A 23746-nucleotide genomic window follows, 5' to 3' on the forward strand; every position below is an offset into this window, starting at 1 on the left:
GGGTCATTCGCGTCAGTAGGGCTGACGGACGGATATACGCATGATTTGTTACACCTTTGGTTCTAGCGTCGCACAGTAACGAAATTGGGGCTTTTCGCTGCCGTGATCGATCACGAAGACTGTCGAACGTCATGATGACAACAATCGGGCGAAGCAACAAAGACACCTGCTGCCTTAATCATCCTTATGGATAGAGATGGCATGTTTTTTTCGCGCAGCGGTCAATCCGATCGAAGAACCGGCGCCGGGCGTCGCGACAGGGCGTGCAGGGCCGCCACACCGCCGCCCAGAGCCGCGACGCCCGTGGCGCTGGTGAGAAGAAGAACAACGCCGGTCCAGTCCACACTCCATGTCGCTTTGAACGCGAGGGTCACGACCGGCCAGGCGCCGGCGGCGCCGAGAAGAAGGCCGGCGAGACCGGCGATGGCGCCGACCAGGCTGTATTCAACGAGGTAGGCGGTCAGGATCTGGGCGTGAGAACCGCCCAGCACCTTGAGGACGGCGGCCTCGCGCGCCCGCTCGCGCACGCCCGCCGCAATGGCGCCGATCAGAACGAGCAGGCCCGCGAGACCGGCGACGGCCGCAGCCCCGCGAATGGCCAGTGCGAGGCGGTCGAACAGGGTGGCGGCGGCCTCGAGCTGCTCGCGGACGCTGATGATGTTCACCTCTCGGAAGTCTGCGCCCAGCGCCTGGGTGAGGGCACGTTCTTCGGCGGGGGAGGCGCGGGCGATGGCGACGCTGCGCGGATTGGCGCCTTGGATGGCGGCGGCGTTGAGGACGAGCAGGAAGTTGGTCCCGAACCCGCCCGGCTCGGTTCGACGAAGGGCGGCGATACGCACGTCCGTCTCGCGGCCCAGCAGTTGCAGTGTCAGGCTGTCGCCCACCTTGAGATCGGCGGCCTTGGCCAGATCCTGCGAGAGCGCGATTTGAGGCGGACCGGCATAGTCGGCGGCCCACCATTTGCCGGACACGACATTCGCATCGTCCGGCGCGCCGGCCAGAGCGGACAGGAGAATATCCTGATCGAAGGCCCAGCGTTCGCCTTGAGGCAGGGCGTCCACATCGACCGGCGCACCCTTCAACCGCACGATCCGCCCGGTCAGCAGGGGAAGGCGCCGATAGCGATCCGGTCCGGGCGTCGCCATCACCTCCGCCACCGCTGCATCGAACGCCGCGCCGCGATCAGCGGGGATTTCCGTGAAGACGACGGATGGGGCCGATCGTGGTGCGACCTCAGTGATCTGGCCCAGCAGGCTGGACTGGATCAGGACGACCATGGCCAGAAGCGCGACGCCCAGGCCGATGGCGGGGGAGGCGGTGCGCGCCGCCGAGCGCGGCCCGGCGAGGTTGGCCAGTCCCAGCCGCACCGCCCCGCCGGCGTGTCGTCTCAAACGCCCGGCCAGGAAGGCCGCCGTACGGCCGAGCGCCCACAGAAGGGCGAAGGCGACGACCGTGCCGCCGATCAAAGCCGCCGCTGCAAGTTTGGACGGCGCGGTCCAAAGGGCCAGCCCCGCCAGCCCGATGGCGGCCAGGACAGCGAAGACCAGTTCGACGCCGAGAATAGGTCGGTCGGTAAGCTGGCGACGGAACAAGGCGGAAGGCGGCGTGGCGCGGGCGCGGGCCATGGGCGTGAGCGCGAAGGCGGCGGCCGCCAGAAGGCCGAATGTTCCGGCCTTGACCAGAGGCGCCGGATAGACCGCGAAGAGGGCGGGGATGGGCAGGCTGTCCTTCGCCAGCACGCCGATGACCAGCGGTGCGACGGCCCCGATCAACAGCCCGATAGCGACCCCGACGGCGGCCAACACGCCGATCTGGATCAGATAGATGTCGCGGATCAGCCCGCCCTCGGCACCCAGAGCCTTCAGCGTCGCGATCGACGTTTTGCGCCCCTCCAGATAGGCCGAGACGGCGCCCCCGACACCGAGTCCTCCAGCCACCAGGGACGCCAGACCGATGAAACCCAGGAAATACTCCAACTGATCGATCAGCCGTCCGGCGCCGGCGGCGGCCTCTGACCGATCCCGGGCTTCGAGCCGACTTTGCGGAAACCGCTTTTCGATGCCAGCGATGGCGGCCTTGGGATCGACGCCAGCGGGAAGGGCGATGCGCACCGCCTCGCCAAACAGGCCGCCGGGCGCGAGCAGGCCGGCCTGTTCGATGGCGGGAACCGTCGTCACCACGCGCGGCCCTAGCGCAAAGCCCCGGCCAAGTCGGTCAGGTTCGGCCAGAAGGACGGCGCGGGCGACGTACCGCGCGCCGCCGACGGTGAAGGTGTCGCCGAGCTTGAGATTCAAACGGTCGAGCAGACCCTGTTCGACGACGGCCCCCGCTATGCCGTTCTCGACGCGCAACGCCGTGGCCAGATCAGGGGCGCCCGACAGTTTGACCACGCCGACCAAGGGATAGGCGGCGTCGACCCCGCGCATATCGACCAGACGACGCTGGCCGGTTCCGGTTTCGGCCATGCCGTTGGCTCGCACAGAATAGGCCACGGGCCCCAGGGCGGCGAAGGCGGCGCGTTGGTCAGGGCTGAACCGGCCTTGGTCGAGGCTGAACACCACGTCACCGCCGAGAATCTCCCGCGCCTGACTGGCCAGCCCTTGGCGGAAGGCCTCTGCGGTCGATCCCGAGGCGGCGATCGCCGCCACGCCCAGCGCCAGACAGGCCAAAAAGATACGGAATCCCGCAATTCCGGAACGGAGTTCGCGGCGGGCGAAGCGGAAGGCGAGCCTCATGCAGAGGCCTGCGCCTGGGCGACGACCTGGCCGTCGCGCATCGTCACGATCCGGTCCGCGCGCGCGGCGAGACGGTCGTCATGGGTCACCATGACCAGGGCCGCGCCGCTGTCGCGTACGAGGTCGAACAGCAAGTCGGCGACCAAGGCGCCGTTGGTCCCGTCCAGATTTCCGGTCGGTTCGTCAGCGAAGAGCAGTTCGGGCCCGACCGCCAGGGCGCGGGCCAGGGCGACGCGCTGCTGCTCGCCGCCGGACATCTGGTGAGGATAGTGCGACCGCCGGGCGCTCAAGCCGACCCGCTCCAGCCAGCTGCGCGCCAAGGCCACAGCCCCCGGCCTGTGGGCCAACTCCAGCGGCGCGGACACATTCTCCTCGGCCGTCATATTGGGCAAGAGGTGGAAGCTTTGAAAAACCAGAGCGGCGCGTCCCCGACGCAGGCGGGCGCGGCCGTCCTCGCCCAGCGCGGCCATATCCTGACCGAACAGCATGGCCCGGCCCCGGGTTGGGGTTTCCAGCCCTGCGGCGATGGAAATCAGCGACGACTTGCCCGATCCGGAGGGGCCGACGATGGCGACCGTCTCGCCCGGCGCTACGACCAGGTCCACGCCGCGAAGGATTTCCACCGGGCCCGCCGCCGAGGGCAGGGTGAGGACGACACCGTCGAGGACGAGCGGAGCGGCTGAAGCCATCGATATGTCGCCTGCTGCACTGGGAGGAGGAAAATCGGTTCCTATATGGGAGTGTAGATCATGACTCCAAAGCCCTCCTCGCCCATGCCGCCTATTCCCCGCCGCACGCTGCTGACCGGTGGGGTGGGGCTCGTCCTCGCCGGATGCAGCGCCTCGAAAGAGGACACGTCAGAGACGCCGGCTAAGCCTTCGGTCTCGCCTTCACCCACGGCCGTACCTTCGGATGGGCCGGAAAAGATCGTGACCCTCTTGGGAGATTCCATCACCGCCGGATTCGGCCTGCTTTCCGCCGAGGCTCTGCCTGTGCGCCTGGAAGAGGCGTTGAGGGCAAAGGGGCTCCGGGTGAGGGTTCGCGGCGCCGGCGTGTCGGGCGACACGACCGGCGGCGGGCTGGCCCGGGTCGGCTACAGCGTCCAGGACGACACCGATCTGTGCATCGTCGCCTTGGGGGGCAATGACATGCTCCAGGGCGTCGACCCCAAAACGGTCCGGTCCAATCTGGAGGCCATCATAACGTCGCTGAAGGCGCGCGATATTGCCGTCCTGCTCGCGGGGATGAAGGCCCCGCCTCAGTACGGCGCCTACGCCGCCGAGTTCGACCGCATCTTCGCGGACCTGGGGCGCAAGCAAGATGTTCCGACCTATCCCTTCCTGCTGGAAGGGGTTGCTCTGGATCGCCGTTACAACCAGCCCGACGGCATCCACCCCAACGCCCAAGGGGTGCGCATCATCGCCGACGGCTTGGCGCCGGTCGTGGCGTCGGCTCTGTCTGGGGGGTAGGCAGGCTGCGAAGGTCATGGGATCGCTCTTGATGCCTAGGCGTCCCATTGCCACCTCCAGTCTGTCCTTCTTGGGCGTGTCCTCCCAAACAGGCTTTCGGCCCCGTCGCCCTGTGCGACGGGGCCTATTTTTGCCCGAAACGACTCACGCCCGAGCGCCTTATGCCCAAAGCCAACGACACCGTGCATCTGCGCTTCACGCTGACGGGTGAAAGCGGCCCATTCTGGCAGACGAATGCAACGATCGCCTCAGTAGGCGGTGGCACGGTTCTGCTCGACGGCCTTGGATCGTCAGATCGCCGCGCGCATGACTGATCTTCGCCGGTCAGGAGATGCGCGCTGAACGCTCGACTTCGAGGTGCGGGCGCGGCCTTAGTTTTGATTCAGACTCGAGCCGTCTGTCGCCGACCGATGAAACAAGCGCCACCAAGGCTTCCAGGGGGTCAGGTGGTGTTCGTGGTGACGGCCGAAATGGAAGCAGGTCAGCAACGACAGGACCGGGCCGAAGGGACTGGTGCGGGCGTTGTGGTGGTCGGGGAAGGCGTCGTCGCTATGCCGGTGCGGCAGCCAGGTGCCGAAGGTGAAGAGCTGTAGCGCCGAGAGCAGCGCGGGCGCGGCCCAGAAGACCAGAAGATTGGGCATGCGGGCGCCGAGGATGAGCACCGCAACGGCCACGAGCACCGTCAGAACGGCCAGTTCTCGCCAGCCGAAATAGGTGCGGAAGAAGCCGTAGAACCAGGGCAGGAAGGCGCGGGGGGCGTCGGCGTGAAAATCGGGATCGTCCGCCGTGCCGGGCGCGGCGTGATGGGCGTGGTGGGCCGTCTTCAAGGGCGCGAACCGAAAACCGGCGTAGAGGGCCAGCGCCAGGCTGCCGATCGCGGTGTTCAGCCGGGGGCGGCCCGGCGCCAGAGATCCGTGCATGGCGTCGTGGGCGACGATGAACAGGCCGACGGACAGCCACGTCTGGACGGCGACGATCAGCGGAACGGTCAGGACGCTCCAGATCGTCCAGCGATGAAAATAGACGCCGTAGGTATGCAGGCTCAGCCAGGCCGCCGCGATCAGGCCAGCCAGCGTCAGGCCGATCAGGGCCTGGTTCGGGACGACCCTTGACGTTGACGTGACGGCGGACATGGCGCGACACTTAGCGCATCGCGGCCCGGTAAGCATCCTGTTCGCTTGCCGCATGCGTCCGCGCGTGCCACCTGTCTGGAATGCAGGTCGACGCCTTTGACACTTCCGCGCCGGACCTTCTGCTGGTCGGCGGCGGCCTGGCCAATGGCCTGCTGGCGCTGCGGCTGTCACAGGTCCGTCCTGATCTGGATGTGCGAATCGTAGAGGCGGCGCAGACCCTGGGCGGGGTCCACACCTGGTCCTTCTTCGACAGCGACCTGACGCAGGATCAGCGCGACTGGATCGCGCCTCTGGTGGTGCATCGCTGGCCGGGATACAGCGTCCGTTTTCCCCAGTTCGAACGCGCGCTGTCGACGCCCTATTGCAGCGTCACGGCCGAACGGTTCGCGGCGGTGGTCGAGGCGGCCTTGCCCGGAAAGATCATGCTGGGCGCGCCGGTCGCCTCGGTGTCGCCGACCGAAGCGGTGCTGGCTGATGGACGGCGTTTGAGCGCCAAGGCGGTGATCGATGGGCGCGGGCCGACCGCGACGCCGGATCTGGCGCTGGGTTTCCAGAAGTTCGTCGGGCTGGAGGTGCGGCTGGCGGCGCCGCACGGCCTGACCACGCCCATCGTCATGGACGCCTGCGTCGATCAGGCCGGGGGCTACCGATTTCTCTACACCCTGCCGTTCGATGATCGCACGCTGCTGATCGAGGATACGCGCTACACCGACGGGGATGCGCTCGATCGCGAGGCGTTCCGTCAGGGTGTGCTGGATTACGCCCGCGCGCAGGGCTGGGAGATCGAGACGGTCTTGCGCGAGGAGGACGGCGTCCTGCCCGTGGCGCTTGACGGGGACATCGGCGCGCATTTGTCGCGGATGGGGCCGACGGCGCTCAGCGGTCTGCGCGCCGGGCTGTTTCACCCGACCACCGGCTATTCCTTGCCGGACGCCGTGCGCCTGGCCGACCGTCTGGCGCGGGATTTCGAGCCCGCGACCGTCGCTGAAGACATCCGCCGCCATGCGCATGACGTATGGGCCGGACGAGGCTTTTATCGGTTGCTGAACCGGATGCTATTCCGTGCGGCGCGGCCCGATGAGCGATACAGGGTGTTGCAGCGGTTCTATCGTCTGCCCCAGCCATTGGTCGAACGCTTCTACGCCGCTGGATCCACCCTTGCCGACAAGGCGCGGATCCTGAGCGGAAAACCCCCGGTGCCGATCGGCGCCGCACTGACCTGTCTGGTCGAAAAAGGACGTGCGTGATGCGGGCTGCAGTAATCGGATCGGGCTTCGGAGGCTTGTCACTGGCCATACGGCTGCAGTCGGCGGGCATTCAGACCACGGTGTTCGAGGCCCGCGATCTGGAGGGCGGCCGGGCCTACGTGTTCAAAGACAAGGGCTATACCTTCGACGCCGGTCCCACCGTCATCACCGACCCGTCGGCGCTTGAGGAATTGTTCGAGGCCAGCGGCCGCAAGCTGTCGGACTATGTCGAACTGCTGCCGGTCGCGCCCTTCTATCGGCTGTGCTGGGAAGACGGCGACGTCTTCGACTACGTCAACGATCAGGACGAGCTGGACCGCCAGATCGTGGCGCGCAATCCGGCCGACAAGGAAGGCTATCGCAAGTTCCTGGCCTATTCGCAGGACCTGTTGAAGGAAGGCTATCTGAAGCTGGGGGCCGTGCCGTTCCTGGACTTCGCCAGCATGGTAAAGGCGGCGCCGGAGCTGATGCGGCTTCAGGCCTGGCGATCGGTCTATGACAAGGTCGCCAGCTATATTCAGGACGAGCACCTGCGTCAGGCATTCAGCTTTCACTCCCTGCTGGTCGGCGGCAATCCGTTCGCGACCTCGTCGATCTATGCGCTGATCCATGCGCTTGAGCGGCGCTGGGGCGTGTGGTTCCCGCGTGGCGGCACCGGGGCCCTGATCCAGGCCATGGTGCGTCTGCTCAAGGATCTGGGCGGGGAAGTCCGGCTGAACAGTCCAGTCGAGCGCATCACCATGGTGAACGGTCGCGCGACCGGCGTAGTGGTTAATGGCGAGACGCTGGCCTTCGACATGGTCGCCTCCAACGCCGACGTGGTTCATACCTATCAGCGCCTGCTGGGTCAGGAACCGCGCGGTCAGAAGGAGGGCGCCAAGCTGGCGTCGCGACGTCACTCCATGTCGCTGTTCGTCATCTATTTCGGCCTGAAGCGCGTCCATCCGGAGGTGCGCCACCACACGGTGCTGTTCGGGCCGCGCTATCGCGAGCTGATCGCCGAAATCTTCAAGGGGCCGGATCTGCCCGACGATTTCTCGCTGTATCTGCATGCGCCGACGCGGACCGATCCGTCACTGGCCCCGGAAGGCTGCGATGCCTTCTATGTGCTGGCGCCCGTGCCTCACCTGGCCTCAGCGGACATCGACTGGGAGGTCGAGGGGCCGCGCTATCGTGACCGGATCCTGGCCTATCTGGAAGAACGCTACATCCCCGGCCTGACGGCCGATCTGGACACCTGCCGCATCTTCACGCCAGTCGATTTCCGCGACCAGCTAAACGCCCACCAGGGGTCGGCCTTCTCGCTGGAGCCGATCCTGACCCAGAGCGCCTGGTTCCGGGTGCACAACCGCGACGACCAGATCCCCAATCTGTATTTCGTGGGCGCCGGCACCCACCCCGGCGCGGGCGTGCCGGGCGTGGTCGGATCGGCCAAGGCCACCGCCGCCCTGATGATCGAGGACGCGAGGCAGCCGGCATGACCGACGCCGTCCTGGATCACAGCCGCCAGTCGATGGAGCAGGGGTCCAAGAGCTTCGCCGCCGCCGCGCGCCTGTTTCCGGCAGCGATCAGGGACGACGCCTGGATGCTGTATTCCTGGTGCCGGCACTGCGACGACGAGATCGACGGCCAGGTGCTGGGCCACGGCGCGGTCGGTATCGATCCGGTGCTGGCCGGCGAGAAGCTGGACGAACTGCGTTTGCGGACTGCCGCCGCCCTGGCCGGTGAGCCGCAGACGGACCCGGTCTTCACCGCCTTCCAGCGCGTGGCCATGCGTCATGGCATTCCAGCCGATGAGGCGATGGACCTGTTGCAAGGGTTCGAGATGGACGTGGTCGGCCGGCGTTACGATACGCTGGAGGACACGCTGGACTACGCTTATCACGTCGCCGGCGTCGTCGGGGTGATGATGGCGCGGATCATGGGGGTGGACGATGCGCCGACCCTGCGACGCGCCCAGGACCTGGGGCTGGCGTTCCAGCTGACGAACATCGCCCGCGACGTGGTCGAGGATGCGAAGGGTGGGCGGGTCTATCTGCCCGGCGCCTGGTTGGATGAGGCGGGCGTGCCGCGCGATCAGGTCGATCAGCTCCAGCACCGCGCCGCCGTTGCCCGGACGGCGCAGCGTCTGGTGGCGGCGGCCGAGCCCTTCTACGCCTCGGCGCGGTGGGGGTTGCGCGATCTGAACCCGCGCTCGGCCTGGGCCATCGCCACGGCGCGCGGCGTCTATCGTTCGATCGGGCGCCACGTGTCGCGCGCCGGCGTGAGCGCCTGGGACGGGCGGACGTCGGTCGACAAGGCGGGCAAACTGATGCTGCTGGGGCGCGGTGGTCTGATCGCCCTGTGGTGCAAGACGCTGGACGCCTGGCGCGAGCCGCCGCCGCGCCCGGCCTTGTGGACCCACGTCTGACGATCAGCGAGCCGCGCGCCGCTGCTCCAACATCAGGGCGATCGCAAGGCCGCTTGCGCCCAGACTGGCCATGACCGCCCAGGCAGCGATGACGGTCGAGGTGAACTCGCCCCGCCAGATCACGGCCTGATAGGCCTCGATGGCCCAGGCGTGGGGCGTGATCCAGCCGAGGTCGCGGAAGACTTCGGGCATCAAAAAGCGCGGCGCCATCGATCCGCCCAGAGCGGCCAGAAGCAGCACGACGAAGGTCGTCAGCGGCTGGGCCTGTTCGCGCGATCGACACGCCGACGTAAGAGCCAGGGCCACGCAGGCGGCGCAGAAACCAACCGCCAAGGCGGTGACCGCCGCCGCCGCCATCTGCCAGGGCTCCAGGGCGGGCAGTTTGACCCAGGCGGCGATGAAGACCGCCGCCGACTGCATCACGCCCACCGCCGTCAGCCAGGTAGCCCGTCCGCCAAGGATGGGCGCGAGGCCGCCGCGCGCCAGCGCCAGGCGTGACTGAAGACCGGACCGCCGCTCGTCCAACCCGCCCATGGCTCCGTGCATGGCGGCGAAGAAGACGAACATGACGCTGACCGCGCCCGCATAATAGGTCGCCTGCACATCACCCTGAGGCCCGATCTGCAGGGTCTGAACGCGCGGTGCGGGTCGTGCGCCCTGACCCGACAGCGCGGCGGCCATCGGCTCCAGCCGCGCCTGAAGCGCCGACGCCGCCACATCCCTGCCGGCGGCGGAAACGATCACGACCTTCGGTGGTCCCCGCGGCGAGGGACGGATCAGTATTCCCGCGTCGGCGCGACCGTCGATGACGGCGCGGTCGAAGGCCTCGCGATCGTCGACGACACGAAGACGATCGCCTATGTCCTTCGACACCGCCTCGCGGATCGCTGCCGTCGCGGGCGTGCGCGACGCGTCGTGCAGCACGACGGTGGTGTCGATGTCGCCGCGCGCGCCCGCGCCGAAGATCGCCGCGAACAACATATAGACCAGGGGTGGCAACAGTAGGGTCAGGATCACGCCGGCGCGGTCGCGCCAAAACCCTTTCGCCCAGGCGCCCGCCACCGCCATCATGACGGCGTCTGCGACAGCTGTGCGACCAGATCGTCCAGGCCGGGGCGGCGCACGGCGACCTCGCCATCCTCGCCATCGACCACGGCGGCAAGCATCTGGGCGATGGCCAACGCGTCATCGCAGAGCCGCCGCCACTCCAGCCGGTCCTCGGACGCGGTCAGCCCCGCCTGGGCGAACCATTGGGCGGCGGGGTCCGACGCGGGTCGGGTCAGGCGAATGTTGAGCAGCCGGGCGGAGCCGAAGGCGCGATGAAGCAGCGCGTTCGGCGCGCCCTCGGCCAGAAGTCGCCCCTGCGCCAGGACACCGATCCGGTCGGCCGTATCGGCGACGAAGATGGCGTCATGGCTGATCAGCAGACAGCCGGCGCCCGCCTTTGCGGTTTCGCGCAGGGCTACGGACAGGACGCCGCGGGTCGACGCATCCACGCCTTCCGTCGGTTCGTCGGCGATCAGCAGCCGCGGTTGTCCGACCAGGGCGGCGCTGAGGTTGGCGCGCCGCTTCCAGCCGCCGGACAGGGTGCGCACCGGCTGGTCCGCGCGCGGGCCGCAGCCGGTCAGGTCGAGCGCGCGGTTCCCCGCCGCGCCGCGATCACGCTTGGGCACGCCGCATAGCCGCGCCGTCACATCGACGTTCTCGCGCGGCGACAGGGCCGGGAACAGGGCGCTGTCCTGCGGCGCCAGCCCGATGCGCCCGCGTGGTCCGCCGCCTTCGCCCAAGACGACACGCCCGCGACGAGCGGGCAGCAGACCCGAGGCGACGCGCGCCACCGTGGACTTGCCCGCGCCGTTCGCCCCGAGCAGGGCATAGACCTCGCCCACAGCGATGCTGAGGCTGAAGTCACGCAGCACGGGTCGGCCGTCGTAGCCCGCATCGATCCCGCTCAACGACAAGGCCGGCGTGACCTCAGACCCCAAGTTCGGCCTGCTGGAAAAGGTCTAGGACATAGAGGGCCAGGGGGCTGTCATGGCCGACCGCCTCGACCGCCTTGGCCAAGGATTGCCGCACCGCCGCGCGGGTTCGGCATTCGCCCCACAGATCGACGAAGGTGGTGGTGTCGTCGTCCTGACCCACGTCCTTGCCGACGGCGTCGACGGTCGAACAAACATCCAGCAGATCGTCGCAAAGCTGGAAGGCGAAGCCGATCGCCTCGCCGAAGACCGACAGCCGCGCCAAATCCTGCGCATCGCCGCCGCCGAGCAGACCGCCGCCGCGCACGGTGGCGACGAACAGGGCGCCGGTTTTCAGGTCATTGATCTGGCGCAGTGCAGTTTCATCGCGATCCCGTGCGTCGTCGCGCAGGTCGCGCATCTGACCCTCGGACAAGCCGTCGAAGCCGATCGCCTGCGTCAAAAGGTCCAGGGCCGCCAGACGCGTTTCCGCCGACGCCGGGGTCTGCAGCACCAGACGCGTCGCCTGGTTCAGCAGGGCCACGGCCGCCAGAACGGCCGTATCCTCGCCGTGGCGACGGTGCAGTGTCGGCTGGCCCCGACGCAACGAGGCGTCGTCCATGCACGGCAGATCGTCCAGAACCAGCGACGCGGCATGAACCATCTCCAGCGCGCAGGCATAGTCCAGGGCGTCTTCCGGATCTCCGCCGACATGCGCCGCCGCCAGCATGGCCAGCACCGGCCGGACCCGCTTTCCCTGTCCCAGCAAGGCCTCGCGGGCCGCTGTGGACAGCAGGCCGCCATGCGCGGGCGCGACCTCGGCCAGGCGCGCCTGAACCTGCAGACGCAGATCGTCGGGGTCGCACGATGCGTCCGCCAGGGGCGGTTGGCGCCGGATGCCGACGATCGCCATACAGATCTCCCATACTCGCCGGCGTCGCGTTGCGACCACGCGCCGAACCTTTATGATGCCATACGGCATCACGACCGCGTCGGATGCAACCCGCCAGGAGCCGTTTGCGATGTCCACCGACGCCGATGCCTTGATCCGGCGCAAGGACGAACACATCGACCATGTGCGGGCCGGGCGAGGCGTCAGCCAGACGACCTCGGGTCTGGACGCCGTCCGTTTCGTTCACGACGCCCTGCCGGATATCGATCACGACGCGATCGATCTGGCGACGCGCTTTCTGGGGCGACGGGTCGCCTTGCCGTTCCTGATCAGTTCGATGACCGGCGGGCCGTCGCGGGCCGAAGCGATCAATGCGCGGCTGGCTGAGGCCGCCCAGGCCCTGGGCGTCGTTCTGGCGGTCGGCTCGCAGCGTGTGGCGCTGGAGACGGACGGCGGTTTGGGTCTAGGACTGGATCTGCGACGCCGGGCCCCCGATGCGATGATCCTGGCCAATCTGGGCGCCGTGCAATTCGCCCTGGGCTATGGCGTCGACGAGGCGCGGCGGGCCATGGAGATGATCGGCGCCGACGCCCTGATCCTTCATCTAAACCCTTTGCAGGAAGGCATTCAGCCCGAGGGTGATCGAGACTGGCGCGGCGTGGCGCACGGTATCGAACGGGTTGCGGCGGCCTTCCCTGGCCGTCTGATTGTCAAGGAGACGGGCGCCGGCCTGTCGGGCGCGGTGGCGCGGCGCTTGGCGGACATGGGGGTCGCGGCGCTGGACGTGGCCGGGGCGGGGGGCACCAACTGGGGCCTGATCGAAGGCGCGCGAGCCACGGGCGGTCGGGCGGAAGCGCTGGCCGCGCCCTTCGCCGGCTGGGGCGTACCGACGGCGCGCAGCCTGCTAGACTGCGCCCGGGCCGCGCCGGAACTGGATCTGATCGGGTCGGGCGGCATCCGCGACGGGCTGGATGCGGCGCGTGCGATCCGGCTGGGCGCCTGTCTGGTCGGCCAGGCGGCCGGGGTGCTGGAGGCGGCGCTGACTTCGACCGAGGCGGTGGTCGATCATCTGGATCTGATGGCGGCTCAGCTGAGATTGGCCTGTTTCTGCACCGGCTCGGCGGACCTCGCCGCCCTGGCTCAGGCGCCGTTGCTGGAAGCGCCGCGCTTCTGAGACAGTTCGGCCTTCAGCGCGCGCGCCGACCGCACCCACAGGAAGCCGAACGATACACAGCCCTCACGCGTCCGCACCGCGTGATGCAGCCGGTGGGCCTGAATGCGTCGCGTCCAGAACCCCGAGCGTCCCGCAATCCCCGTCGGGAACCGGCGATGCACCAGCCCGTCGTGGAAGAAGAAATAGATCAGTCCATAGGCCGTGACGCCCAGGCCGATCGGCAGCGCCCAAGGCCACAGATGCAGGCCCAAGGCGACGGAGACGATGGCCGGGGCGGCGAACACCACGGCGAACAGGTCGTTTTTTTCCAGTACGTCGTCGTGCGGCTCATGGTGGCTGCGGTGCCAGGTCCACAGCACGCCGTGCATGACATAGCGATGCATCGCCCAGGCGAAGACCTCCATCCCCAAAAAGGTGGCGAGGAACAGCAGGATCATCGTCGGCCAGGACATGACCGCATCATAGGCGCTTTGAGGACCGCGCGTCACGACTTGACCCGGCGCGACGTTTCGCCGTCTGTGCGCCCATGTTGAAGGACCTGTTCGTCACCACCCTCGCGCTCAGCCTGATCATCGGTGTGCGCTATCTGCTGGTCGGTGTCGTGACTCATAGCTTGCTGTGGGGCGGAGCGGGAAGGGGGCGGCAGCTGAACCACAGTCCGCCGGCGGCGAAACGCATCCGCGCCGAAGTCATCGCGTCCCTGATCGCCTGCCCGATCTACGCCCTGCCGGCCGCACTCGTCATCGAGCTCTGGAAGCGCGGCGGGACGGCGATTTACGACGATATCAATGCCTGGCCGCTGTGGTGGCTGCCCGTCAGCGTCATCGTCTACATGCTGGCCCACGACGCCTTCTACTATTGGGTCCACCGCGGGCTGCACCACCCGCGCATCTTCCCCTGGGCCCATGCCGAACATCATCGGTCGCGCGATCCCAGCGCCTTCGCCTCCTTCGCCTTCGATCCGGCCGAGGCTATCGCCACGGCCTGGTTCCTGCCAACCCTGACCCTCTTCATCCCGATCCATTGGGGCGTAGCGCTGGCGCTGCTCACCCTGATGACCGCAACCGCCGTGCTGAACCACGCCGGCCGCGAAGTCTGGCCCGCGTCCTGGCTGAAACGCGCCCCGCTGTGCTGGATGATAACCGCCACCCACCACGATGCGCATCACAAACGCTTCAACGGCAACTATGGCCTCTACTTCCAGATGTGGGATCGATTAGCCTCGACCGAGGTGTCGAGCCGGCGCGAGGCTGCATCTGGATTTGCGTCGTCGCCGCCGCATTCTAAGCCGTGACGAACAACGCTGCCTAACGGTCAATGCCCGTCGGAAACCACAGCGCCAAGCGGCCATCTTGGTGAGATTTGGATTGCAGAAGTAGGAGTTCAAATGGTGGCGAACAGAATGGCTGGATGGTTTTCAGGCCATTGGAGCCAGCGATTTGCGTGAGCCGCAGCTTCGCGTCGCGCTAATGCCGGACCGCCTACATGCCCAGCTCAAAGACGCGCCTCGCACAGACTGAAATTTGGGTAGAGAGGAGACTGACTTTAGGAACGGCTGTCATCACTTACGATCATAGGACTCAACCGCGATTATCGCGGTGTCCACCTCAGCGTCACGCCGATCGTGCGAGGACGCAAAGGCGTCATGGCTTGGGCGTCGGGGAGGCGGAAAGGGTCGCTGTAGGCGAAGGTGTTGGCTTCGGTGTCGAACAGATTGTCCACGAAGATCGTCGCGGTCCATGCCGATGCCTCGACGCCCAAGGCCAGTCTTCCCGTGCCGTAGTCCCCCATCCGATATTGCTGACGTCCGTCGAAGGTCAGGCGCGACGCGCCGACGTAGGACAGGCCGCCGTCGGCCAAAAGTTCAAGACGCTCGCTTAGCGGACGCCGCCAGCTGAAGCCGACATTCGCAGAAGCCCGAGGCACCCCAGGCAAGCTCGCGTCGCGACGGGAATCAAACCGCGCGCTGGGCGAGGTGATGCGCGGGTCGGCGACAAGCCCGTTGGCGAACAGCTCAAGCGTCTCGGTGGGACGCCAGCTGGCCTCGACCTCGAAGCCCTTGTCGGCCCCGTCGCCGACGTTGACGACATAGGCCAGGCCGCTGGGCAGGAACTGGTCGCTTTGCACATTGCGCCACCGCGCGGCGTAGACGGCGGCGCGCAGGCGGGTGCGACCGTCCGCCGACCGGTACTTGGCCCCCAACTCGGCGTTCCACAGGCTGTCCGGCTTGTACTGGCGCGCCGGTGAATCGGACAGGCCGCTGAAATCCTGACCGATGACGCCTGCGGTGTTGAAGCCTCCTGTCCTGTGGCCCTGGCTGACTAGGGCGGACAGATTGAGGCGATCGCTGGGCTGCCAAGCGAGTGCGATCTTAGGTGTGAAGCCGGCGGATTCCCCGCGTCCGTCGAAGGATCGCGAGCGGCTGCCCTGGCGGACCAGAGAGGTGGTGTCGTATTCAAGGGCGTAGTAGCGGGCCCCGGCGGTCAAGGTCAGGTCGTAGGGCAGTTCCAGCGACGCCTCGCCGTAAAATGCGGCCTCTTTCAGCCGGTCGTGCCGCGCCTCCGAATAGACGGTGCGAGGTTCAGGCGTCAGCGCGGACAGGACGGGATTGGTGCGCGTGGTGTTGGATGACACCAGGCCGCCGGCCAGCCAGCGCCAGCGACCGATATCGGGAGAGGCGAAGTTGGCCTCGCCGACGACCAGGTGAATATCCTTGCCTTCGTCCAGCGCGCCGATGCGCCAGCCCGATCCAAAGCGACGAAGGGCGCTGGAGGCATCGTAGCGGCTCTTGAAGCCGTGCTCCACGACCGAGACCGATGCATTTAGCCGGCCCCAGGCGCCACGTCCCTCGATCGAGGCCGAGCCTTGGTCGAAGCGGTTCTGATGCGGTTCTCGAACCAGATTGGCGCGTCGCAATGGACCCAGCCCTCGATAGACATAGTGGGTGTCTTCGGTGACGATCGACTGATGCACGACGCCGGCGCGCGCCGTCCAACCGGGCGAAATCACGAGCGCGGCGGACAGCCGGCCGCCGCGCCGCGTGCCGTCATTGACCCGCCTCAGGTTCAATTCGACGTCGTTGATATAGCCGCTGTAGGTCTCGCCATAGAGGGCAGCGCGGATCGCGGCGCGGTCGCCGGCGATCGGCAGGTTCGCGACCAGGCCATAGTCTGAGTTCCAGCCGCCGCCGTCAGTGCGCGACCGGGTCGCAGAGAGCGACAGGGATTCTTCGCCCATCGCCGGAGCTCGCGTGACGATGCGCACGACGCCGCCGATGGGGCCGGTGCCGTACAGCGTGCCTTGCGGTCCGCGCAGCACCTCGACCCGGTCGATGTCGATCAGCTTTAGATCCGGGTCCGGGGCGGCGTATGTCACCGGCGTCAGGTCGAGATACAGGCCGACGGTCGATTGGGTCAGACCGGTGAAGACGCCGTCCGATATGCCGCGCAGCAGGATTTTATTCCGGCCGGGGCCGAGATTGGTCACCGTCATGCCGGAGACGAGGCTGTCCAGGCCCTGCATGCCTGTAACCCCAGCGCGAGTAATGCGTTCGGCGCCGACCGCCGTCATTGCCGACGACGAGGACTGGATCAGTTCGGGTCGGCGGGGGGCGGTCACGACGACTTCGCTGACCTGCGCCACGTTTTCTGGCGGCGTCACAGCGGCGGCGGGGCGTGGGGTGATCGGTCGAGCGGGAGCGGGCGGCGCGCTCGGCTGCCTGCTGATGATCACAGCGCCGTCTTGGCGAATGGCGTGGCGACATCCGCTGCCCGCCAGCAATCGTGTGAGGGCCGCGTCCAGCGACATCCGCCCGCTGATCGCGGGGCTGACGCCGGCGCACGATGTCAAACTGCCGCCCAGTGAAACGCGGGCCTGAAGCGCCAGGTCCAGCAGGGCGTTGTCCACCGACTGGCGCGGGATGTAGATGTCGAGCAGACGCGCATCCGCCTGCGCCGGCGTGCTCAGGGCCGTTGTGGCGAACAGAAAGAGGCTGGGAAGAAGGGCGGCGGTGTATGGCTTGGACAGGGCGAGGCGTTGGGGCCGCCCGCCCTTAACCGACCTCACGGGCGTTGACGCGGACTTCACGCGTCGAGGCGTCCACGCGGACGGGGGCGAAATCCTGCAACTGCTTCAACATCACGGCCTCGTCGCCAATGCGAAGGGCGCCGGTGAAACGCAACGCCCGAGCCGATGTCGATAGCACGACCGGCTTGTCGAGATAACGCGAAAGATCGTCCGCGACATCAGTCATCGGTCGGTTGCGATAAACGAGAACGCCTTGTCGCCAAGGGGAAGTCTGGTCCGGAGACACTTGCGACAGGGCCGGGGTCTGTTCGCCGCGCTGCGCCAGCGCCTGACCGGCGACCAGGCGGACCTTGGGCGCGTTGACGGGGGTGACGGCGACGACGCCACGCTCCACGGCGACGGCGAAACGGTCGCCATGGTTCAGCACGTTGAATGCGGTCCCCAAAACCTCGACTTGATGATCGCCCGCAGCCACGATGAACGGATGGCCAGGGTCGTGGGCGATGTCGAAGGCGGCCTCGCCCTCGGTCAGCGACACCGAGCGTTTGTCGCCGTCGAACCGGACGTCCAAGGCGGAATGGCGGTTCAGATAGACGTGCGAACCATCCTCGAGCGCGACCGTCAGGGGCGCGTCGGTGGTGGCGTACACCTGCGAGCCCGGCGTGAGCCACAGGAACAGGCCGAAAGCCAGCATCACGCTGGCGGCGATGCCGATCGCCGCGCCCAGCCAGGGTGAACGCGGCTTGGCGCGACGTGCACGCGCGGCGGCGAGGTCGATGACCGGGGTCTCTGTTGCCGCGAGCGAGGCAGGGGCGTCCAGATCGACCCACAGACGCTCGACGGCGTCATAGGCGGCGGCGTGGGTCGGCGACGCCTCCAGCCAGTCCTGGAATTCCAGCCAGGCGGATTCGGGCGCCTCGTCGTCACGCAGGACGACGAACCAGAGCAGCGCCTTCTCCTCGATGTCGGTTTGTGCGGTCATCCGATCCCAGCCTGGAGGAACGCCGTGCAACGCGCCTCCTGATAGCAAGACGGCGCCGCCAAGCTTTCGCCTTCAGACAAATTCCCCCAGACCGTGAAAAGAATCGGCATCAGGGTTGAACCTTGCGGGAAAGAACGCGGAGCGCGTCCATCATGTGTTTCTCGACGGAACTGCGCGAAATGCCCATTTGGACGGCGACGTCGGCATAGCTGACCCCATCGAACTTGTGCAGGCGAAAGACCGTCTGGGTCTTGGCGGGCAGGGTGTCCAAGGCGGCGAGAAGGCGCGCCAGTTTCTCGCGCCCGGCGACGACCGCCTCTGCCGAAGGGGCCGCATCCAGGTCTTCGGCGGCGCCCGTCTCGTGGTTCAGCTGACGCCATTGGGCGTCGCGGTTCGCCGACCGTTGCCCGGACCGCCAGCGGTCCATCAGCAGGTTGGAAGTCAGGCGAAAAAGAAAGGCGCGGGGATTGTCCGGCGGCGGGTCGGGATCGAGCGACGAGACCTTCAGATAGATGTCCTGCAGCACATCATCGACATCGCCCGACGCGCCGCCCAGCCGCGCGCGGCAGAACCGGGCCAGATCCTCGCGCTGCTCGAGATAGGCGGCGATCAGGAGATGCGCGGCAGGCGCGGTCAAACGGGCGAAGTCCTCTCGTGCAGCCAAACAGGCCAAGACCTTCAATGCCGTGACGATTTTCATGAGGCAAGGGTCGGTCGGCGGCGTCCTTGTCATGAAGGCGCCGTGTTACGGCGACGAGCAGGACCCAGATGCGCGCGTTTGCAGGACATGACGGCACGACGACCCCGGTTCTTTCGGTCGGCTAGGGCGTCGTTGTGTTCGATCTCTGGCGCTCGGGCTTCATCCGCCGTCCCTTAAGCAGCTTCATTGACCATGAGCCGCGCGCGGACGAGATCGTCTGGCTGCCGGACTGCGGACCGCATGCCTATGTCGCGGACCCATTTGGGATCACGCGCGACGGCGTGCTGACCGTCTTCGTCGAGGCGTTCGACTATCATGTGCGCCGCGGCGAGATTCATTATCGCCAGTATGACGCCAACGACCGGCTGGTGGGGCAGGGCGTGGCCCTGTCCGAGCCCTGGCACCTGTCCTATCCGACCCTGACCGAGGACGGCGGCCAACTCTATATGCTGCCGGAAGGCTACAAGAGCGGCGGGCTGATCCTGTATCGCTGCGTGCGTTTCCCGGACCAGTGGGAGGCGGTGGCCCGCATCGGCGAGGCGGCTGCGATCGATGCGACGGTGGTCAAGCACGACGGCCGGTGGTGGATGTTCCACGCCCTGCCCGGACCGGACGACCGGGCGATGCGCGAACTGCACGTTGCCTGGGCCGACAGCCTGACGGGGCCTTGGACGCCGCATTCGACCAATCCGGTGCTGAGCGGTTTCCAGAATTCGCGGCCGGGCGGCTCGGCGTTCGTCCATGACGGCGCGCTTCATCTGCCGGTGCAGGACTGCGCCGTGACCTATGGCGCGGCCATCAATCTGCTGCGGATCGATGTGTTGTCGCCGGACGCGTTTTCGGCGGTGGTCGTGAAACGGTTCGAGCCGGGCCATCTGCTGGACGGTTACGGCGACGGCTTTCACACCCTGTCCGGTCACGGCGACGTCACCCTCATCGATGTGAAGGGCATCCGCCAGTCGTCGGCGGAGCCATGGCTGAAGGCCGGCTTCAAGGCGCGTCGGCTGCTGGGCCTGAACGGGCCGCGCGGTAGTCGCGCCACCGGCGCCGCCATTCATCCCAAGATATTCGACACCGCTTCCGTTCGGAAGGAAGGCTAGACCATGCGTATCGCCGTCGTTCTGCCGCGAGGCTGCACCTTCTGTCCGGACAAGACCAACTCCATGGAGACGGTGGTGCGCACCCTGTCGGCGCACAGCCGTTTGAACCGGCTGGTGACGCTGATCGCCGATGCCGGCGGGCCGACGCCGACGGGCGTGCAGATGGTGACGGTGCCGGCCGGACTGGGGCGCAAGGCGCGAAACGCGGCCGTGGTCGACGTTCTGAAGAAACTGTCGCCGGACATTGTGGAATACCATCAGCAGCTGAAGGCGGCGTCGGAGTTGGCGCGGCAGTTGCCGGACGCGATCCACATTCTTTATCGCCACACGCGGATCAAGCCGTCGCGCAACCTGATCGAACGTTTACGATACGGTCGACGCCTGGCGCGGTTCGACCGGCTGGTGTTCGTCAGCCGGGCGGCGGGTGAAGAGTTCGCGATGGACTATCCGCGTTTGGCGGGACGCGTCTCGTCGGTTTGCAATCCGATCGACAGCGACGTCTGGCGTGCATCGCCCGAGCAGCGCGAGAAGCTGATCCTGTTTGCAGGACGGGCGATGAAGGACAAGGGGCTGGACCTGTTCTGCACGGCCTTAGCCCCGACGCTCGATCGTCATCCCGACTGGCGCGGCGCGCTGATGCTGGGCGACTGGGACAAGCATGAGGACTGGGCTGCGCCACAGGTGCGGATGCTGGAGCGGTTCGGCGACCGGGTCGAAATCCACAAATCAGCGTCGCTGGACGCGGTGCGAGCGATGACGCAGCGCGCCGCCATCGCGGTCACGCCGTCGCGCGTGCGCGAGGCCCTGGGGCTGGCCGCGCTGGAGGCCCATGCGGCGGGTGCGGCGCTGATATCGTCGGGACGCGGCGGCTTGCGCGAAGCCAGCGGCGAATATGCGCAGTATGTCGATGTCGAGGAGGCCGGCTCTCTGACAAGCGCCATGATGCGTCTGGTCGAAAATCCCGATGAACGTCTGGCTCTGGCGCGTGGCGGGCAGGCCTATGTCGAGCGGGTGCATTCGCCGGCCGCGCGCGCCGCCGAGCTGGACGCCTTGCGCGAGGCCTTGGTCGACAAGGCGTTCGTCACGCCGAAGCCGACGCTGCGCCGGCGTCCTCTGTTCGGGCCGGCGGCGTCGCTTACCCAGCTTTAGGGCTAGGCTTTAGCCCCTTCGGACGAGGCTGTCGTAAACGTGGGTGACCGCGTCGAATCGCACGCGCGTCGGCTGGTCGCCTAGGGGCGCGGCCTGGAAGTCGGCTTCAGTCAGGCCGGCGGCGACGGGATCGGCGATCTTGTCTGTGTTCCAGCCGAGCAGCAGCCGTCCCCCGGGTCGAAGGATGGCGGCCAACGCCTTTAGCGCCCTTTGCTGCTGCTCGGAACTGTCGACGCCATAGCCCAGCACGCCGTTGCAGACGACGGCGTCGAAGGTCAGGTCCGAGAACAGCCGATCCGCCTCGCATATGTCGCCGGTGCGGTGGCGACCTTCGCGGCCCCAGCGTGCGGCCGCCGGATCGATGTCGGTGGTCCAGACCTCGCCGCCCTGCGCCTCCAGCAAGGCGTAGTCGTCCAGAGTATACTCGCGGCAACCGACCCACATGATGCGCCCGCCGTCGGCCGCCAACGCTGGGACATAGCTGTCGGCCATCACCTGTCGGTCGGGCAGGGCGCGGATTCGCGCCGCCTTGGCGGACCGTCGCCTGCGGTCGGCGTCCTTACCGAAGATCAGACCCCTGACGAGCGTTCCCAGACCCACGTGCTTCCCCTTGGACTGTTCGATACGGTTGTTATCGAGGGGGCGGCGATCTGTCTCGCGCTTTTCTGGGCGTTTCGGATCGCCGGGCTTTGATGTGGCGAAACGACCGCCTACTGACGGCGCATGATCCAGGACGTTCCTCCCCCCGTCACGCCCACCGCCTTGCCCGAGATCGTCGTCACCGCCGCGCGTCTGCCGCCGGCGGCGGCGGACGCCGCGTTTTCCGTTGTGCGGATCGATGAGGCGGTGCTGTCCCGGTCGTCGCGTCTGGACGAGGCGTTGCGATCCGTGCCCGCGGTGTCGCTGTTTCGGCGCACGAGCAGCGCGGCGGCCAATCCGACGACGCAAGGGATTTCGCTGAGGGCCATCGCGCCGTCCGGGGCGGGGCGGACGCTGGTGCTGCTGGACGGCGTGCCGCTGAACGATCCGTTCGGGGGCTGGGTCATCTGGTCCCAGGCGACGCCGGAATCTCTGGAGAGCCTGGATGTGATCCGGGGGGCGGGCTCGGGCCCCTATGGCGCGGGCGCGCTGACGGGCACGATCACCCTGCGTGAACGCGCGAAAGGCGGCGCGGTGGATGTGTCCGCGTCCGAGCGCGGCGGGTTGCGGGCGGCGGGGTCCGCCTCCACGCGACTGGGACCTCTGGCGGTGACGTTGAGCGGGTTGCGCGAAGTCAGCGACGGCTATGTGCCGGTGCGCGGGCCGGCGGCAGGCGCCGCGGACACGCCGCTGGATCTCGACAGCCGAAGTGCAGCGCTGCGCGTCGATACGGCCTTGGGACAGGCGAACCTGTCGGTCAGGGCGGCGACCTGGGAGGAGGATCGCGGATCGGGTCTGGCCGGAACGCGCGCCAACGCCAGCGGGCATAGCTTGAGCGCCACGGCGGCGCAGGCCCCGTCGGCCGACGGCTATGGCTGGCGGCTGCAGGCGTGGCGGATCGACAGCAATCTGGCTAACAGTTCGGCCTCGGTGTCGGCCGACCGCTCGACCACGACGCCGGCCAACGATCAGTTCAAGACGCCCGCGACGGGATGGGGACTGAATGCGGCGCTGCGCCGCCGCATGGCGGATTTCGCGGGCGGACGGCTGGAGTGGGAGCTGGGCGCCGATGCGCGCTTCAACGACGGCGAAACCAACGAACTGTTCAGCAATCCGACAGGGGCCGGCTTCACCCGCATTCGGCGTGCGGGCGGGGAGACGGCAGTGGCCGGGGCCTATGTCGATGCGTCCTGGACCGCGGCCGAATGGTTGGTGGCTGGCGGACTGCGGGTCGATCGATGGGAGAATACCGGCGGATTCCGTCAGGAGAACACGCTGGCGACCGGCGCCGTCCTGCTGAACGAAAGCGATCCGGATCGGTCGGGCGAGGTGGTCAGCATGCGTCTGGCCCTTCGGCGTGATCTGGGCGGCGGCTATGCGGCGCGGGTGGCGGCCTATTCCGGGTTCCGGCCCGCCACGTTGAACGAACTGCATCGGCCGTTCCGCGTCGGCAACGACATCACCGAGGCCAACGCCGCCCTGACGCCGGAAACGCTGAAGGGCGTGGAGACGGGATTGGCCTTCGACCGCGAGGGCGTGCGTTGGGGCGCGTCGGTGTTCTGGAACCAGATCGAGGACGCCATCGTCAATGTGACGCTCGGGTCCGGGCCGGCGACCTTCCCGCGCGCCGGGTTCGTGCCGGCAGGCGGCGTGCTGCGCCAGCGCCAAAACGCCGGGACCATCGACGCCTGGGGCGTGGAACTGACAGGGGCGCTGGACCTGTCGTCAGCCGTGTCGCTGAACGCCGCTGCGTCCTGGACCGATGCCGAGATCGACGGCGGATCGTCCGCCGCGCAGCTGACCGGTTTGCGTCCTGCCCAAGCGCCGGAATGGAGCGCGACGGCCGGGCTGGATTGGCGCGCGACCGATCGACTGACCCTGGCCCTGGCGGCACGTTATGAATCGAGCCGGTTCGACGACGACCTGAACAGCCGGGTGCTGGACGCCGCCGTGACGCTGGATGGGCGAGCAGAGTGGGCCTTTACCCCAAAGGCGACCCTCTGGATGGCGGCAGACAATCTGTTCGACGAGGATGTCGAGGTGTCGGAAACCGGCACGGGCGTCGCCGGATACGGCCCGCCGCGAACGCTCAGCATCGGTCTGCGGTTGAGCTATTGAGCACGCGGACCGGC

The 23746-nt window shown here is 67.6% G+C and carries 21 protein-coding genes; 10 read left to right on the forward strand and 11 right to left on the reverse strand.

The genetic code is table 11. The features are described 5' to 3' along the window. Positions 1–221: 221 nt before the first annotated feature. Together ABIC32_RS14155 and ABIC32_RS14160 are read right to left on the reverse strand one after the other, a co-directional pair. Positions 222–2735, reverse strand: coding sequence for an ABC transporter permease (locus ABIC32_RS14155; protein ID WP_354074606.1), 2514 nt, complete (start codon positions 2733–2735; stop codon positions 222–224). After that, entirely contained in the window at positions 2732–3424 is a 693-nt protein-coding gene (locus ABIC32_RS14160) for an ABC transporter ATP-binding protein (protein ID WP_354074607.1), read from the reverse strand. The genes ABIC32_RS14155 and ABIC32_RS14160 overlap by 4 nt, the downstream gene beginning before the upstream one ends. 240 nt (positions 3425–3664) lie before the next feature. Here ABIC32_RS14160 and ABIC32_RS14165 point away from each other — a divergent pair, with 240 nt between their 5' ends. Beyond that, a complete protein-coding gene (locus ABIC32_RS14165) occupies positions 3665–4204 on the forward strand; it encodes an arylesterase (protein ID WP_354074608.1) in 540 nt (179 codons plus the stop codon). 161 nt (positions 4205–4365) lie between these two features. Then, a complete protein-coding gene (locus tag ABIC32_RS14170) occupies positions 4366–4518 on the forward strand; it encodes a hypothetical protein (RefSeq protein WP_354074609.1) in 153 nt (50 codons plus the stop codon). A gap of 57 nt (positions 4519–4575) precedes the next feature. Here ABIC32_RS14170 and ABIC32_RS14175 read toward each other — a convergent pair whose 3' ends face one another. Beyond that, the gene (locus ABIC32_RS14175; protein ID WP_354074610.1) at positions 4576–5337 is read right to left on the reverse strand and encodes a fatty acid desaturase; all 762 of its coding nucleotides are present in this window, start codon (positions 5335–5337) and stop codon (positions 4576–4578) included. Between the two features lie 80 nt (positions 5338–5417). On the opposite strand from ABIC32_RS14175, the gene crtY reads away from it, so the two are divergent. From crtY to ABIC32_RS14190, 3 genes are read left to right on the forward strand one after another with little or no spacing between them, the layout of a single operon-like run. Beyond that, on the forward strand, positions 5418–6584 hold the full coding sequence (crtY, locus tag ABIC32_RS14180) for a lycopene beta-cyclase CrtY (protein ID WP_354074612.1): 1167 nt from the start codon (positions 5418–5420) through the stop codon (positions 6582–6584). Continuing rightward, positions 6584–8065, forward strand: coding sequence for a phytoene desaturase (locus ABIC32_RS14185; RefSeq protein ID WP_354074613.1), 1482 nt, complete (start codon positions 6584–6586; stop codon positions 8063–8065). The genes crtY and ABIC32_RS14185 overlap by 1 nt, the downstream gene beginning before the upstream one ends. After that, entirely contained in the window at positions 8062–8994 is a 933-nt protein-coding gene (locus ABIC32_RS14190; RefSeq protein WP_307510496.1) for a phytoene/squalene synthase family protein, read from the forward strand. Before ABIC32_RS14185 ends, ABIC32_RS14190 begins: the two co-directional genes overlap by 4 nt. A gap of 3 nt (positions 8995–8997) precedes the next feature. Here ABIC32_RS14190 and ABIC32_RS14195 read toward each other — a convergent pair whose 3' ends face one another. Genes ABIC32_RS14195 through ABIC32_RS14205 form a run of 3 tightly spaced genes read right to left on the reverse strand, consistent with a single transcriptional unit; the run spans position 8998 to position 11865 of the window. Continuing rightward, positions 8998–10065 (reverse strand): ABC transporter permease, encoded by a 1068-nt coding sequence (locus tag ABIC32_RS14195; protein WP_354074614.1) that lies wholly within the window; start codon positions 10063–10065, stop codon positions 8998–9000. Further along, positions 10062–10949, reverse strand: coding sequence for an ABC transporter ATP-binding protein (locus tag ABIC32_RS14200; RefSeq protein ID WP_354074615.1), 888 nt, complete (start codon positions 10947–10949; stop codon positions 10062–10064). The genes ABIC32_RS14195 and ABIC32_RS14200 overlap by 4 nt, the downstream gene beginning before the upstream one ends. 19 nt (positions 10950–10968) lie before the next feature. Beyond that, positions 10969–11865: a polyprenyl synthetase family protein gene (locus ABIC32_RS14205; protein ID WP_354074616.1), complete on the reverse strand. Its 897-nt coding sequence runs from the start codon at positions 11863–11865 to the stop codon at positions 10969–10971. Positions 11866–11974: 109 nt separating this feature from the next. On the opposite strand from ABIC32_RS14205, the gene fni reads away from it, so the two are divergent. Beyond that, positions 11975–13018: a type 2 isopentenyl-diphosphate Delta-isomerase gene (gene fni, locus ABIC32_RS14210; protein WP_354074617.1), complete on the forward strand. Its 1044-nt coding sequence runs from the start codon at positions 11975–11977 to the stop codon at positions 13016–13018. On the opposite strand, the gene ABIC32_RS14215 is transcribed toward fni, so the two are convergent. Continuing rightward, the gene (locus ABIC32_RS14215) at positions 12985–13470 is read right to left on the reverse strand and encodes a sterol desaturase family protein (protein WP_354074618.1); all 486 of its coding nucleotides are present in this window, start codon (positions 13468–13470) and stop codon (positions 12985–12987) included. The two genes, fni and ABIC32_RS14215, sit on opposite strands and share 34 nt — an antisense overlap. A gap of 74 nt (positions 13471–13544) precedes the next feature. Between ABIC32_RS14215 and ABIC32_RS14220 the strand changes: the two genes are divergently transcribed. After that, positions 13545–14312 (forward strand): sterol desaturase family protein, encoded by a 768-nt coding sequence (locus tag ABIC32_RS14220; protein WP_354074619.1) that lies wholly within the window; start codon positions 13545–13547, stop codon positions 14310–14312. Positions 14313–14608: 296 nt separating this feature from the next. On the opposite strand, the gene ABIC32_RS14225 is transcribed toward ABIC32_RS14220, so the two are convergent. The 3 genes from ABIC32_RS14225 to ABIC32_RS14235 form a co-directional block, all read right to left on the reverse strand. Then, entirely contained in the window at positions 14609–17083 is a 2475-nt protein-coding gene (locus tag ABIC32_RS14225; protein ID WP_354074620.1) for a TonB-dependent receptor, read from the reverse strand. After that, positions 17070–18026 carry a FecR family protein gene (locus tag ABIC32_RS14230; protein WP_354074621.1) on the reverse strand — a complete coding sequence of 319 codons (957 nt, stop codon included), beginning with the start codon at positions 18024–18026 and terminating at the stop codon, positions 17070–17072. The genes ABIC32_RS14225 and ABIC32_RS14230 overlap by 14 nt, the downstream gene beginning before the upstream one ends. Before the next feature lie 109 nt (positions 18027–18135). Next, positions 18136–18663 carry an RNA polymerase sigma factor gene (locus ABIC32_RS14235; protein WP_233156306.1) on the reverse strand — a complete coding sequence of 176 codons (528 nt, stop codon included), beginning with the start codon at positions 18661–18663 and terminating at the stop codon, positions 18136–18138. 197 nt (positions 18664–18860) lie between these two features. Here ABIC32_RS14235 and ABIC32_RS14240 point away from each other — a divergent pair, with 197 nt between their 5' ends. Together ABIC32_RS14240 and ABIC32_RS14245 are read left to right on the forward strand one after the other, a co-directional pair. After that, the gene (locus ABIC32_RS14240; protein ID WP_199059148.1) at positions 18861–19826 is read left to right on the forward strand and encodes a glucosamine inositolphosphorylceramide transferase family protein; all 966 of its coding nucleotides are present in this window, start codon (positions 18861–18863) and stop codon (positions 19824–19826) included. A 3-nt stretch (positions 19827–19829) separates the two neighbouring features. Further along, positions 19830–20975 (forward strand): glycosyltransferase family 4 protein, encoded by a 1146-nt coding sequence (locus ABIC32_RS14245; RefSeq protein ID WP_354074622.1) that lies wholly within the window; start codon positions 19830–19832, stop codon positions 20973–20975. A gap of 9 nt (positions 20976–20984) precedes the next feature. Here the strand turns inward: ABIC32_RS14245 and ABIC32_RS14250 are convergent, their stop codons facing one another. Then, the gene (locus ABIC32_RS14250) at positions 20985–21575 is read right to left on the reverse strand and encodes a class I SAM-dependent methyltransferase (RefSeq protein ID WP_354074623.1); all 591 of its coding nucleotides are present in this window, start codon (positions 21573–21575) and stop codon (positions 20985–20987) included. A gap of 123 nt (positions 21576–21698) precedes the next feature. Between ABIC32_RS14250 and ABIC32_RS14255 the strand changes: the two genes are divergently transcribed. Beyond that, positions 21699–23732 carry a TonB-dependent receptor gene (locus ABIC32_RS14255; protein WP_354074624.1) on the forward strand — a complete coding sequence of 678 codons (2034 nt, stop codon included), beginning with the start codon at positions 21699–21701 and terminating at the stop codon, positions 23730–23732. The last annotated feature ends 14 nt before the right edge of the window (positions 23733–23746 follow it).

It is taken from the genome of Brevundimonas sp. 1080 (genome assembly GCF_040545985.1).
Lineage (GTDB): Bacteria > Pseudomonadota > Alphaproteobacteria > Caulobacterales > Caulobacteraceae > Brevundimonas.

Bases quoted from the DNA above. Each gene is read 5' to 3' on its own strand.
- ABIC32_RS14160 (WP_354074607.1), bottom strand. From the start codon at position 3,424: ATGGCTTCAGCCGCTCCGCTCGTCCTCGACGGTGTCGTCCTCACCCTG.
- crtY (WP_354074612.1), top strand. From the start codon at position 5,418: ATGCAGGTCGACGCCTTTGACACTTCCGCGCCGGACCTTCTGCTGGTC.
- fni (WP_354074617.1), top strand. From the start codon at position 11,975: ATGTCCACCGACGCCGATGCCTTGATCCGGCGCAAGGACGAACACATC.
- ABIC32_RS14245 (WP_354074622.1), top strand. From the start codon at position 19,830: ATGCGTATCGCCGTCGTTCTGCCGCGAGGCTGCACCTTCTGTCCGGAC.
- ABIC32_RS14190 (WP_307510496.1), top strand. From the start codon at position 8,062: ATGACCGACGCCGTCCTGGATCACAGCCGCCAGTCGATGGAGCAGGGG.
- ABIC32_RS14185 (WP_354074613.1), top strand. From the start codon at position 6,584: ATGCGGGCTGCAGTAATCGGATCGGGCTTCGGAGGCTTGTCACTGGCC.
- ABIC32_RS14215 (WP_354074618.1), bottom strand. From the start codon at position 13,470: ATGTCCTGGCCGACGATGATCCTGCTGTTCCTCGCCACCTTTTTGGGG.
- ABIC32_RS14170 (WP_354074609.1), top strand. From the start codon at position 4,366: ATGCCCAAAGCCAACGACACCGTGCATCTGCGCTTCACGCTGACGGGT.
- ABIC32_RS14230 (WP_354074621.1), bottom strand. From the start codon at position 18,026: ATGACCGCACAAACCGACATCGAGGAGAAGGCGCTGCTCTGGTTCGTC.
- ABIC32_RS14205 (WP_354074616.1), bottom strand. From the start codon at position 11,865: ATGGCGATCGTCGGCATCCGGCGCCAACCGCCCCTGGCGGACGCATCG.
- ABIC32_RS14155 (WP_354074606.1), bottom strand. From the start codon at position 2,735: ATGAGGCTCGCCTTCCGCTTCGCCCGCCGCGAACTCCGTTCCGGAATT.
- ABIC32_RS14220 (WP_354074619.1), top strand. From the start codon at position 13,545: ATGTTGAAGGACCTGTTCGTCACCACCCTCGCGCTCAGCCTGATCATC.
- ABIC32_RS14255 (WP_354074624.1), top strand. From the start codon at position 21,699: ATGATCCAGGACGTTCCTCCCCCCGTCACGCCCACCGCCTTGCCCGAG.
- ABIC32_RS14175 (WP_354074610.1), bottom strand. From the start codon at position 5,337: ATGTCCGCCGTCACGTCAACGTCAAGGGTCGTCCCGAACCAGGCCCTG.
- ABIC32_RS14195 (WP_354074614.1), bottom strand. From the start codon at position 10,065: ATGATGGCGGTGGCGGGCGCCTGGGCGAAAGGGTTTTGGCGCGACCGC.